Here is a 12384-nt window from a genome sequence, read left to right as displayed (position 1 = left end):
TGGCTGGCAAGGTGGTCGAGGTAGTCGCCGCCCGGGCCAGGTCCGCCAAGCCAAACCGCGTAGGTGTGGCGTAGGTCATAGAAGCAGGTTAGTTCAGTTTGAACAGGCGTTCAAGACTTGTAAATGAACAAATGTTCAAGAATAATGCGCGCATCTTTTCCGTCCGTGCATCTTCGAGACGGACCCTTGAGACGCTCCCTGGGGCGCGCGGGTGCGCGCGGGTGCGCGAAAGCGCCGGTGAGGGCGCGCCCGCCCTCACCGTTGTTTCCGGTCAAAGTCCCATGCCTGCTCAGGCGAGGGACAAGCTGAAGTCCTCCTCCGTCGTCGTGGTTTCATCCAGGCGGCTGGCCCGGATGAGGTCCGCGCAGCGCTCGCCGATCATCATTACGGTGATGTTCGGGTTCACGGTGACGTGCTCGGGCATGACGGAGGCGTCGGCCACCCGGAGCCCGGTGACGCCCTTGACCCGCAGTTCGGGATCGAGGGGTGACATGTCATCGGCAACCGGTCCCATGCGTACCGTGCCCACAGGGTGGTAAACCGTGTTGTGCGTCTTGCGGATGTAATCCTGCAGTTCTTCATCGGTCTGCGCTTCGACGCCCGGGGAGAGTTCGCGGCCGGTCCACTCAGCCATAGCCGGCTGGGCGGCGATTTCGCGGGCCTTGCGGATACCGGCAACCATGACGCGCATGTCATGGCCCTCCGGATCGGTGAAGTACCGAGGGTCAACCATTGGCTTGTCGCGGAAGTCCCGGCTCCGCAACCTGACGGTGCCCCGGGAGCGTGCGTGGGTGACGTTCGGGGTGAGGGAAAAGCCGTTTTCCGTGGTGGGGTAGCCGTGGCGCAGGGTGTGCATGTCGAACGGCACGGAGCCGTAGTGCATCATCAGGTCCGGACGGTCCAAGCCCTCCTCGGTGGGGGTGAAGATGCCGATCTCCCACCACTGGGTGGACGTTTGCACCATCGGCTGCTTGGCTTCGAACTGCACGACGCCCTCCGGATGGTCCTGAAGATGCTCGCCCACACCCGGGGAGTCGACCAGGACCTCGATGCCGTGCTCCCTGAGGTGTGCTGCCGGACCGATGCCGGACAGCATGAGGAGTTTCGGGGAATCGATGGCGCCGGTGGAGAGCACTACCTCTTGCCGGACAGACAGGCGGTGCGTGCGGCCAAAGGCCGAATCAACGACATCGACGCCGGTGCAGCGCTTGTCCGCGTCGAACACCAGCTGGCGGGCCCTGAGGCCGGTCAGCAGGGTGAAGTTGGGCCGGTCCATGATGGGGTGGATGTAGGAAACAGAGCTGGAGGAGCGGGTGCCGTCTCCGCGACGGTTGATCTGGAAGAAGTTTGCTCCGTTGATAACGGTGGTGCCGTTGTTGAACTTTGCGCGGGGAATCCCGGTCTGCTCACAGGCATCCAGCAACGCCACACCGGCCGGATCCACCGGGGGCACGTTCATCAGGTGAACAGGGCCGGAATCGCCATGGTGGGGAGCGTCAGGGCCTGCGTCCTCGTTGGTTTCCAGCCTCTTGTACAGTGGCCAGGCGTTGGCGGCGTTCCATCCCGTGGCGCCGTATTTCGATTCCCACTCGTCCAGGTCCTCCCTGGGAGCCCAGAAAGCGATGCACGAATTGTGGCTGGAGCACCCACCCATGACTTTGGCGCGGGCATGGCGCATGAACGAGTTGCCGTTCTCCTGGGGTTCGATCGGGTAGTCCCAGTCGTAGCCCGACTCCAACAGCTCCATCCAGCGGTCCAGCTGCAGGATTTCGGGCAGGTTGCGGTCGTCCGGGCCCGCTTCAACGAGGGCCACAGTCACGTCCGGGTCTTCGCTCAGCCGTGCGGCTACTGCGGCGCCGGCGGAACCGCCGCCTATCACGACGTAGTCGAACGTGCGCTCGCTGAGGTTGTCGATGGTGTCGCTGTGCATCTAATTCTCCTTGCCGTGGTCTGCGAACCAGCCCGTCACCTGGGGATTGGTGTTCTGGTAGATGTGCTTGGCTTCCTGGTACTCGGCCAGCCCGGTGGGCCCGAGCTCGCGGCCTACGCCGGATTGGCCGAAGCCGCCCCACTCGGCCTGGGGAAGGTAGGGGTGGTAGTCGTTGATCCAGATCGTGCCGTGCCGCAGGCGGCCCGCTACCCGCTGCGCCTTGCCGGCGTCCTGGGTCCAGACGGCACCGGCCAGGCCGTAGATCGTGTCGTTGGCGATCGCAACGGCCTCGTCTTCGGTCCGGAAGGTTTCCACTGTTACTACCGGGCCAAAAGCTTCGTCCACGACTACTGACATTCCCCGCGTGACGCGGTCCAGAATGGTCGGCTGGTAGTAGAAACCGGCGTCGTACTTCGCTCCTTCAGGCGCCGCGCCGCCGGTCCGCAGCCGGGCACCCTCCTCGATGCCGCTCTGGACGTACTCGTGGACTTTGTCGCGGTGCTCTGCGGAGATCAGCGGACCGGTTTCGGCGTCCTCGTCGAACGGGCCGCCAATACGGATGGCTTCGGCGCGGCGGACCAGCTCGTCGACGAAGCGCTCGGCGATGGATTCCTCCACCACCAGGCGGGCGCCTGCGGAGCAGACCTGCCCGGAGTGGACGAAGGCGCCGTTGAGGGCGTTGTCGACGGCGGCCTCGAAGTCGGCGTCAGCGAAGATGACGTTGGGGTTCTTGCCGCCGAGTTCAAGCGCCACCTTCTTGACGGTGGCGGCAGCGGCCGCGGCGATGCTCTTGCCGGTTTCCAGGCCGCCGGTGAAGGAGACGAGGTCGACGTCGGGATGTTCGGTCAGCGGTGCGCCCACCTTGCGGCCGGGTCCGGTGAGAAGGTTCGCGACGCCGTCGGGCAGGCCAAGATCCTTTAGCAGCTGCATGGTGAGGATGGCTGTTGAGGGCGTCAGTTCGGCAGGCTTGAGGACGAAGGAGCAGCCAGCGGCCAACGCGGGGGCGATCTTCCAGGCTGCCTGCAGCAGCGGGTAGTTCCACGGCGTGATGAGGCCGCAGACGCCTACGGGTTCATACACAATCCGGCTGACGACGTCGGGATTTCCGGCGTCCACGACACGGCCGGGCTGCTGGCCTGCGAGCCTTCCGAAGTACTCGAAGCAGGCGGCGATGTCGTCCATGTCTATCCGGCTTTCGATAATGCGCTTGCCGGTGTCCAGGGATTCTGCGCGGGCGAACTTTTCCCGGCGTTCGCGCAGCTCGGCGGCGACCTTCAGCAGGAACGCCCCCCGCTCGGGTGCGGGCACGGAGGACCAGACTCCGGAGTCGAAGGCCGCGCGGGCCGCGGCAATTGCGCGCTCGGCGTCTTCGCGGCCGCCCTCCGATACCGTGGCGACGGGCTCGCCGTCGGCCGGGTTGTGGATCTGGCGGACCGCACCGGACGCAGCCGGCTCCCACGATCCGTTGATGAAAAGGGTGGATGCGGAATCAGAAAATGTGGCTTGGGTCATACGAAGCAGATTAGTTCATCTTGAACATCTGTTCAAGGAAAATTATGAACAGATGTTCAAAGTGACGCACCCATCCCCGCTTCCGGCTGCTACGAATCACTGACATGAAAAAGCTCGGACTCCGGACCAAAGGCCCCGAAACCATGGCAGCGCTGGCAGGGATAGTCTCTGCCGCCGTCGTGCTTGCAGTTGCCGAGCTGACCGGCGCATTCTTCACTGCCAGGGCAACCCCGGTGTTTGCGCTGGGATCCACGTTCATCGACTTCACTCCACCGTGGATGAAGGACTTTGCCATTGCCACCTTCGGCACCAACGACAAAGCAGCCTTGTTTGTGGGCATGGGCCTGACGATCGCAGTGCTGGCCTGCGTCCTGGGCATCGTGGCCTACCGCAAGTGGGCCCTCGGCGTCCTGGGAGTGCTGTTCATGGGCGCAGTGATTGTTGCCTGCGTCCTGACCCGCGCCGGTGTGGGCCTGGCAGATGCCATTCCCTCCGTGGTTGGCACCATCGCCGGTCTCCTGGTCCTGCGGCGCCTCATCGTGCCACTGTGGGGGCTGAAGGCGTGGCCTGAGGCTCCCGCTGATACAGCAGCCGACGCCGGTGACCGGCTGGGGAGCGCCAGTGCCGGCAGCGTCGGCACCAGCCGCCGTCGTTTCTTCGCCGCTGCCGGAATCACCGCGGTGGCCGCCGGAATCGCGGCTACCGGAGGGCGATTGCTGGGTGCCGCGCGCAACAACGTGGCGCAGGCCCGTGATGCGCTCCGGCTGCCCACACCGTTCAGGGCCGCGCCTCCCGTGCCGGCAGGCGTTCAGTCCCCGGTTCAGGGTGTCTTTCCGTGGCTGACCCCCAACAGTGAGTTCTACCGCATTGATACGGCCCTGAGCGTCCCCGAAATCAACGTCAATGACTGGGAACTGCGGGTCCACGGAATGGTTGAGGAGGAGGTCACCCTCACCTTCCAGGACCTGCTCGACGCCGATCTCATCGAATCGCACGTCACGCTCACCTGCGTATCCAACCCGGTGGGCGGAAAGCTGGCGGGGAACGCCAAGTGGCTGGGCCTGCCTATCCGCGAAGTCCTGGCCAAGGCCAAACCGAAGGACGGCGCGGACATGGTGCTCTCCAAATCCATTGACGGCTTCAGCGCCTCCACGCCGCTGGAGGTCCTGCATGACGACCGCGATGCCATGCTGGCCATCGGCATGAACGGAGAGCCGCTCCCGGTGGAGCACGGATACCCCGTGCGGATGGTTGTTCCCGGGCTCTACGGGTTTGTCTCCGCCACCAAATGGGTGGTTGAGCTGGAGGTCACCCGCTTCGCAGATGCCAAGGCTTACTGGACTGAGCGCGGCTGGTCAGAGCGCGGCCCCATCAAGACCATGGCACGGGTGGATGTACCCAAGTCCTTCGCGAAGTTCCCGCCAGGAAAGGTCGCCGTGGGCGGTACCGCCTGGGCCCAGACCCGCGGAATCACCAAGGTGGAAGTGCAGATCGACGACGGCGAATGGGTGGAAGCGACGCTTTCCGACGAAGCCTCAACCATTACCTGGCGCCAGTGGTCCTATGAATGGGATGCCACGCCCGGCATCCACTACGTCAAGGCCAGGGCCACCGACGGCACCGGTGAAGTCCAGACGGAAAAGCGCGCCGACCCGGTACCTGATGGAGCGTCGGGCTGGCCGTCGGTGATGGTGACTGTGGAGTAGCGGTTCGGTAGGTGCTACGTGCTGGCAGCACTAGGATCGCCTATATGCAGCAGCACGCGACCCGTCTGTTCATTGGCGTTCCATTCCGGGCACGCAGTTGATCCGCCATTCTGCGCCAAAGTTCCTGGTGCTGGCCTCATGCGCTCTCCTCCTCTCCTCCTGCGGAGGCGCGCCCATCGAAGACACTGCCCGGAGCAACATCCGGGCAAAGGCCGACGACGCGCTGAAGCGGTATGGCCACATCATGGAAAACGCCGAACCCGGTTCCCCCGATGTCACAAGGCAACGGCTTGAGGAAACGATGCCAGGGCTTTACTCAGTGACATCGGCGTCCGACAACTACCCCACGGCCGAGATCTACCTGCGCGATCACGTGACGACAAGCGGAGGCTTCTGGGGAGAGCAACGGACGGTCAGTTCGTGCGTCCGGTACAGCTACGACGGAAAGGCCGCGTCCATGCGTTCTGTCGAATGCCCGTCGTCCGGGCCTCCGGCGGAATTTACGGACGAGCGGGTGACTGTTCCCTGATCAATCTCTTGGGACCAGCTCCGGAACCATCCAGGGAGCATGGGAGGTCCTGGGATCGGTCACCGCGCAAATGCGATCTGCTCCGTACGCGCGATTCCCCGCTCAATGGCCGCTTTGTCGATGCCCAGCAGGGTGGTCAGCCACATGCCGTTTTGCACCACCACAACATCGGCTGCCCGGTCCTTGCATTCGTCGGGGGAGAGGCCGGGAACGGCACTTCCGATCAGCGCCGCGAGCCCTTGCAGATACCTGTCAAAGGCTGCGGCGTTGATCTGTGCAAATTCTTCATCTGCCTGCGCGAGGGCCCACAGGTGAAGGCGGAGGGAGAGGTACCTGGTGGTCAGGAGGTCGGGGTCGGCAACGCGCCGGAGGGCCTCCCGGAGCTGCTCCTCGGGGCCCGCGGTGGGCGACGGTTCCACCAGGAGGAGGTCGTGCTCTTCGATTTGGTGCAGCACTGCGCGGATGAGGCTCGACTTGTCTTCGTAGTAGTAATTCACCAGCCCCAACGCCACTCCGGCTTCGCGGGCCACGGCGCGCATATTGATACCCGAAATGCCGTGTCGGGACAACAGTTCCAGGGCCGCTTCGAGGATGCGTGTTTGCCTGTCAGCCTTTTCGCCGGTTTTAACGGTGCTTGTACCCATTCGGCCAGACTATTGCCAAACCAGGATCAGCGCATCCCGGCCGCCTACAGGTTTCCTTCTGCGTAGATCCGCAGCGCATCGCGGACAAATGTCGCTCCGGATTCCCCGCCGTAATTGGCAGCGAAGCGGGGATCGGCCACGTACATCTCTCCGAGGCCGGTGACGTAACCTTTGACGTCTCCGCCAGGTGCCGCCGTCGGGGTTCCCGGAATGCCGCGCAGCCATTCGACGTGGCGTTTCGCGAGGTCCTGCGCCTCGGGGCTGTCCGGCGTGGCGCCGGATTCGGCGGCCGCGATCCAGTCCGCACCCAGCTTGCTGACGCGTTCCTTCCACTGCTGCTTTTCCTCGGCGCTCATTCCCCGCCACCAGGAATCACCGGCGGCGTAGGCGTCCTTGCCCCAGCGTTGCTCGACTTCGTCCTTGTACTGCGTGTGGTCGAAGCCATCGAACATGTTCTGTGCCATGTACTTTCCATCCCCTTGCATAGTGTCGATTGTGTGCCGAACGGAGGCGATTTGCCGGGCGAGCCGATCCTGCTCCTGCGAAAGCCATTGCAGATGGTTGCTCAATGCTTTGACGGTGTCTGTCTCGCGATCGAGCACCTCGGCAATGGCCGGCAGGCCGAGCCCCAGTTCCCGGAGCAGGAGGATCCGCTGGAGCTGAACCAGGGCCGGACCGTCATAGTAGCGGTAGCCGTTATGGCCGGTCCGGCTTGGTTTGAGCAACCCAATGTCGTCGTAATGACGCAGTGTGCGGCTGGTTGTTCCCGCGATCTTGGCGATTTCCTGGATTGACCAGTCCATCTATCCTCCGTCCTGTGCATGTTCTTCGACAGTAGAGGTTGACGTTACGTCAAGGTCAAGGGCTTTTTTTCCAGCCACTAGTCGGCCAGGATCAAGTACAGCGCGCGACGGGTCTCGTCGAGCTTCTCGATTGCCGCCCGGCGTTGTTCGTCGGTTGCCGCGCCGCGGAACTGGTGCACCACGCCCATGAGCTTGCCGATGCTTTGGTGGAATTCCTGCATGTTTCCATCGGCTTCAGTGTTCCAGGCGTTGGCCAGTTCTTCCTCGTGCTCGGCTACATAGGCGCGGCCATCGTCTGTCAGGGTGAATTCGGTCCTCCGGCCCTCGCCAACGGCCGTGATGAGTTCTTCATCAACCAACTGCTGGAGGGTGGGGTAGACCGATCCCGGGCTCGGCCGCCATGCCCCCGAGGTCTTTTCGGCGATGGTCTTGATCAGTCCGTAGCCGTTGGACGGAGCCTCTGCGAGCAGGGAGAGGATGGCCGCGCGGACATCGCCGCGGTTGCGGCGTGGACCGCCCGGGCCAAAGCCGCGGGGGCCGAATCCGCCAGGCCCAAACCCGCCGGGACCGAACCCGGGACCAAAGCCTGGACCGCGACCGGGTCCAAAGCCACCGCCGCCGTGTCCGCCCGGTCCGCGCCGGCCCTTGCCGCGGTTGAAACGACCGCGTCCGTGGGGGCCTTCGCCATGTTCGGGGAAGGTGTTTTCTTCGTGATTGTGAATGCCTTTCATAACAGCATCGTCCTTTCGTTGATTATCACCGAAGGAGTATCGGCGATACTTAACGATATATCGGTATCTATCGACGTGTCAATGGATGTGCTGGAGGGTTCGGCAGGAAGGGATGGGATCTGATGGAGGGTTAAAGAACGACGGCGGGTGCGGACTTATCGCTAAGTCCGCACCCGCCGTCGAGGGTTTCTTAAGAGGCTACGAAAGGGGAGTGACGTATGCGCCCGAAATGCCGCCGTCGACGAGGAACGTGGAGGCCGTAATAAAGGAAGCGTCGTCACTTGCGAGGAAGGCGACCGCTGCTGCCAGTTCTTCCGGTTCGGCAAAGCGACCCAGGGGAACGTGGACCAGTCGGCGGGCTGCCTTTTCAGGATCCTTGGCGAAGAGTTCCTTCAACAGGGGTGTGTTCACCGGACCGGGGCAGAGGGCGTTGATACGGATGCCCTGCCGGGCAAACTCGACGCCGAGTTCCCGGCTCATGGACAGCACGCCGCCCTTGGAGGCGCTGTACGAAATCTGGGATGTTGCCGCTCCCATGACAGCCACGAACGACGCCGTGTTGATGATGGAGCCCTTGCCCTGCTCCTGCATGTACGGGATGGCATACTTGCAGCAGTAGTAGACGGAGGTCAGGTTCACTTCCTGGACCCTGCGCCAGGCGTCGATCCCGGTATCCAGGATTGACGCATCGTCCGCCGGGGAGATACCGGCGTTGTTGAAGGCGATGTCCACGCTGCCGTACGTCTCTTTTGTCTGGGCGTACAGGTTGCGGACCTCTTCTTCGCTGGTGACATCGACCTTGACGAACAATCCGCCCACTTCATTGGCCGCGGCGATTCCGGACGTTGGCTCGATGTCCGCGATGACCACGTTGGCGCCTTCTGCTGCCATCCGGCGGGCTGTGGCCAGGCCGATGCCGCTGGCACCCCCGGTGATGACTGCACTGCGGCCGGCGAGACGGTTGGAAACTACTGCTTGCATGATTGCTCCTTAGGTAAGTGGGGGAAAGACTAAGCGGACTGGGTGGAGATAAAGACGTTCTTCACTTCGGTGAAAGCATCCAAAGCGTCAGGACCGAGTTCGCGGCCAAGACCGGACTGTTTGAAGCCTCCGAAGGGCGTGGAGTAGCGGACAGACGAGTGTGAATTGACGGACAGGTTGCCGGACTCGACGCCGCGCGCCACGCGAAGGGCGCGATCCACCTTGGAAGTCCAAATCGATCCGGACAATCCGTACTCGGTGTTGTTGGCGATCCGGATGGCGTCAGCTTCGTCGTCGAACGGCACGACGGCGACAACCGGACCAAAGATTTCGTCCGTGAAAGAGGGTGCGTCCAGTTCCGGAGTCAGCACGGTGGGCGGGAACCAGAAGCCCGGTCCTTCCGGCGCCTTCCCCTGGAAGGCGACCGGGGCGCCGTCGGGCACGAAGCCGGAAACCGTACCCAACTGCTGTGCCGAGATGAGCGGCCCCATGGAGGTTGCCGGATCAGCCGGATCGCCCACGCGCATTCCCAATACTTCCGGTTCCAGAAGCTCCAGGAAGCGCTCGTACACGGTGCGCTGAACCAGGATCCGCGAGCGGGCACAGCAGTCCTGCCCGGCGTTGTCGAAAGCCCCACCCGGGGCAGCGGCCGCAGCCATCTCAAGATCGGCGTCGTCGAAAACGATATTGGCACTCTTGCCGCCAAGCTCCAGAGTCACGCGCTTCACCTGCTCAGCGCAGCCTGCCATGATCTGCTTGCCTACTCCGGTGGACCCGGTGAAAACCACCTTCCTGACCGCCGGATGCGTGACGAACCGCTGGCCCACCACGGAACCCTTTCCGGGAATCACTTGGAAAACGCCCTCAGGAAGGCCGGCTTCAAGAGCCAGTTCACCAAGGCGGATGGCGGTCAGCGGTGTCACCTCCGCCGGTTTGAGCACCACGGTATTGCCTGCCGCAAGTGCGGGAGCAAAACCCCATCCGGCAATCGGCATCGGGAAGTTCCATGGAACGATGACGCCCACCACGCCCAACGGCTCATGGAGCGTAATGTTGACCCCGCCTGCCACGGGAATCTGCCGGCCGAAATGGCGTTCGGGAGCGGCCGAGTAGTAATTGAGGACGTCACGGACGTTGCCCGCTTCCCATCTCGCGTTGCCAATAGTGTGCCCTGCGTTGCGCACCTCCAGTTGCGCGAGGTTCTCCAGGTCATTGTCGACGGCGGCGGCGAACCTGCGCAGCAGCAGCGCGCGGTCGGCGGGGGCAACAGCCCGCCAGGATTCGTAGGCGGCGGCAGCCTTGGCAATGGCAGCGTCCGTTTCGGCCAATCCAGCCAGGGGCACGGTCTGGATGACTTCTTCGGTGGCCGGATTGATCACATCAAAGACTGTTGAGGTCATGCTGGAGACATCGCTTTCATGGTTGCGGTGTGGGTTGCGCGGTAGTGGGCGGCAGCGTCCACGAAGCCGCGGAAGAGCCGGAGGTCGTCCGGGTTCTGTTCAGGGTGGAACTGGACCCCCAGTGCCCATCCGCCGTCCGTGGTTTCGACGGCTTGGACCAAGCCATCGGCGGACCGCGCCGTCACGCGCAATGACTTGGGAATGGAGTCCATGGCCTGGTGGTGGTAGCAGGGCGACGTTGCCGAGGGCCCCAGGAGATCGCTGATCAGGCTGCCCTGCTCCGTTGTGAAGCTGGCTTCCCCGAAAACGCCGGGGGCCGGTTGGCAGTTGGCTTCCGGAATGATGTCCGGAATGTGCTGGACCAGCGTGCCGCCCAACACGACGTTCAGGAGCTGGGCGCCCCGGCAGATCGCGAAGAGCGGAAGCCCGCGATCCAGCGCCGTCTGAAGGAGTTGTGAATCATGGTGGTCCCGCAGCGGCTGTGGCCGGGTTGTGGGATGCGGCTCCTGACCGTAGAGGGAAGGATCGACGTCGGGTCCTCCCACCACGATCAGCCCGTCCACGAGGTCCAACACCGAGGGGTCGGTTCCCACAGGCGGGAGCAGGAGCGGCGTAGCCCCGGCGGCGGCTACTGCCTCCACATACGTGCCCGGGAGGATGGCCGCCGTCGTATTCCACACGCCCCAAGAGGCTTCCTGAAGGTAGCTGGTCAGTGCGATCCTGGGCCGGTACGTGCCTTTAGAGTCGTTCGAAGCCACGGGTCCGCTCCCAGTCTGTGATGGCGCTGTCATAGGCGTTGAGTTCCACGGTGGCGGCATGGACGTAATGATCCACGACGTCGTCGCCGAATGCCTTCCGCGCGATGCTGCTTTCGGCGAGGAGGTCGCGGGCGTCCCGGAGCGTTGTGGGCAGGCGCTCGGAGTCGGATTCGTAGGCGTTGCCCTTGGTGATGGGCTGGAGTGGAACGTCGTTTTCGATGCCGTGGATGACTGCCGCAATCATCGCGGCGACGGCGAGGTAGGGGTTCACGTCCCCTCCGCCGATCCTGTTCTCGGTGCGGAGCCCCTTGCCGTGTCCCACCACGCGCAGGGCGCAACTGCGGTTATCAAGTCCCCATGCAACAGCCGTCGGCGCGAAGCTGCCTTCCACGTACCTCTTGTAGGAGTTGATGTTCGGGGCGAGGAAGTACGTCAGCTCCCGGAGCGCCGTCAGCTGTCCCGCCACAAAACGTTCCATGACGGGGCTGAACCCGTGTTCGCCGTCGCCCGCCAGGACCGGGTTCCCGTCCAGATCGGTGAGGCTGAAGTGGATATGGCAGGAGTTGCCTTCGCGTTCGTTGAACTTGGACATGAACGTGATGCTCTTGCCGTGCTGGTCCGCGATTTCCTTGGCGCCGTTCTTGTAGAACGTGTGCTTGTCGCAGGCAGCCAAGGCCTGGTCGAAGCGGAAGGTGATCTCCTGCTGCCCGAGATTGCACTCGCCCTTGGACGATTCAACAACCAGGCCCGCGGCTTCCATGTTGTTGCGGATGGACCGGATCACAGGTTCCAGACGCGCGGTGGCCAGCAGGGAGTAATCCACGTTGTACTGGGTGGCCGGCGTGAGACCGCTGTAGTTCTTCTCCCAGGCCTGGGCGTAGGAGTCATCGAACATGATGAACTCCAGTTCGGTGCCGGCCCAGGCCCGGTAACCGAGTTTTTCCAGGCGCTCGATCTGAGCCTTAAGGATCTGTCGCGGCGAAGCAACAACGGGTGCGCCGTCCGTCCACAGCACATCGCACTGCACCATCGCAGTACCTTCCAGCCAGGGGACGCGACGCAGCGTGGAAACGTCCGGCATCATCACCATGTCTCCGTAGCCGGTCTCCCAAGAGGACATGGCGTAGCCGTCAACAGTCTTCATATCGACGTCGACTGCCAGGAGGTAGTTGCAGCCCTCCGCTCCGTGGCCCAGGACATCTTCCAGGAAGGAGCGCGCTCCGCAGCGCTTGCCCTGAAGCCGGCCGAGGGCATCGGTGATGGCGACGATTACCGTATCTATCTCGCCACGGCCCACGAGTTCCCGCAACTGCTCAACGGTGAGCTGCTGGTCCGGGAATTGTTCTTTACTTTGGTCGTTCATGGTGTCTCCGCAGTTCTTGGGGTTGGA

Annotated in this window: 11 protein-coding genes; 2 read left to right on the top strand and 9 right to left on the bottom strand. The window is 63.5% G+C overall.

Annotation, left to right across the window (positions count from 1 at the left end):
* Nucleotides 1-289: 289 nt before the first annotated feature.
* Together AB0N72_RS14545 and AB0N72_RS14540 are read right to left on the bottom strand one after the other, a co-directional pair.
* Nucleotides 290-1930 carry a GMC oxidoreductase gene (locus AB0N72_RS14545; RefSeq protein ID WP_363931072.1) on the bottom strand — a complete coding sequence of 547 codons (1641 nt, stop codon included), beginning with the start codon at nucleotides 1928-1930 and terminating at the stop codon, nucleotides 290-292.
* Nucleotides 1931-3442, bottom strand: coding sequence for an aldehyde dehydrogenase family protein (locus tag AB0N72_RS14540; RefSeq protein WP_363931071.1), 1512 nt, complete (start codon nucleotides 3440-3442; stop codon nucleotides 1931-1933).
* A gap of 104 nt (nucleotides 3443-3546) precedes the next feature.
* On the opposite strand from AB0N72_RS14540, the gene AB0N72_RS14535 reads away from it, so the two are divergent.
* Together AB0N72_RS14535 and AB0N72_RS14530 are read left to right on the top strand one after the other, a co-directional pair.
* On the top strand, nucleotides 3547-5148 hold the full coding sequence (locus AB0N72_RS14535; protein ID WP_363931070.1) for a molybdopterin-dependent oxidoreductase: 1602 nt from the start codon (nucleotides 3547-3549) through the stop codon (nucleotides 5146-5148).
* A gap of 97 nt (nucleotides 5149-5245) precedes the next feature.
* Nucleotides 5246-5677, top strand: coding sequence for a hypothetical protein (locus AB0N72_RS14530; protein ID WP_363931069.1), 432 nt, complete (start codon nucleotides 5246-5248; stop codon nucleotides 5675-5677).
* A 59-nt stretch (nucleotides 5678-5736) separates the two neighbouring features.
* Here the strand turns inward: AB0N72_RS14530 and AB0N72_RS14525 are convergent, their stop codons facing one another.
* From AB0N72_RS14525 to AB0N72_RS14495, 7 genes are all read right to left on the bottom strand, one after another.
* Nucleotides 5737-6321, bottom strand: a complete 585-nt coding sequence (locus AB0N72_RS14525) for a TetR/AcrR family transcriptional regulator (RefSeq protein WP_363931068.1) — start codon at nucleotides 6319-6321, stop codon at nucleotides 5737-5739.
* A 44-nt stretch (nucleotides 6322-6365) separates the two neighbouring features.
* Nucleotides 6366-7124 (bottom strand): MerR family transcriptional regulator, encoded by a 759-nt coding sequence (locus tag AB0N72_RS14520; protein WP_363931067.1) that lies wholly within the window; start codon nucleotides 7122-7124, stop codon nucleotides 6366-6368.
* A 77-nt stretch (nucleotides 7125-7201) separates the two neighbouring features.
* Nucleotides 7202-7855, bottom strand: a complete 654-nt coding sequence (locus AB0N72_RS14515) for a PadR family transcriptional regulator (RefSeq protein WP_363931066.1) — start codon at nucleotides 7853-7855, stop codon at nucleotides 7202-7204.
* Between the two features lie 198 nt (nucleotides 7856-8053).
* The gene (locus AB0N72_RS14510) at nucleotides 8054-8836 is read right to left on the bottom strand and encodes a 3-oxoacyl-ACP reductase (RefSeq protein WP_223935616.1); all 783 of its coding nucleotides are present in this window, start codon (nucleotides 8834-8836) and stop codon (nucleotides 8054-8056) included.
* Nucleotides 8837-8865: 29 nt separating this feature from the next.
* On the bottom strand, nucleotides 8866-10236 hold the full coding sequence (locus AB0N72_RS14505; RefSeq protein ID WP_363931065.1) for an aldehyde dehydrogenase family protein: 1371 nt from the start codon (nucleotides 10234-10236) through the stop codon (nucleotides 8866-8868).
* Nucleotides 10233-10994, bottom strand: coding sequence for a gamma-glutamyl-gamma-aminobutyrate hydrolase family protein (locus AB0N72_RS14500; RefSeq protein ID WP_363931064.1), 762 nt, complete (start codon nucleotides 10992-10994; stop codon nucleotides 10233-10235). Before AB0N72_RS14500 ends, AB0N72_RS14505 begins: the two co-directional genes overlap by 4 nt.
* On the bottom strand, nucleotides 10975-12357 hold the full coding sequence (locus tag AB0N72_RS14495; protein ID WP_363931063.1) for a glutamine synthetase family protein: 1383 nt from the start codon (nucleotides 12355-12357) through the stop codon (nucleotides 10975-10977). Before AB0N72_RS14495 ends, AB0N72_RS14500 begins: the two co-directional genes overlap by 20 nt.
* Between the last annotated feature and the right edge of the window lie 27 nt (nucleotides 12358-12384).

It is taken from the genome of Paenarthrobacter sp. NPDC089307, from assembly GCF_040685055.1.
Taxonomy (GTDB): Bacteria; Actinomycetota; Actinomycetes; order Actinomycetales; family Micrococcaceae; genus Arthrobacter.
The sequence above is the reverse complement of the archived record's forward strand: the minus strand, read 5'-3'. Positions and strand labels throughout refer to the sequence as shown.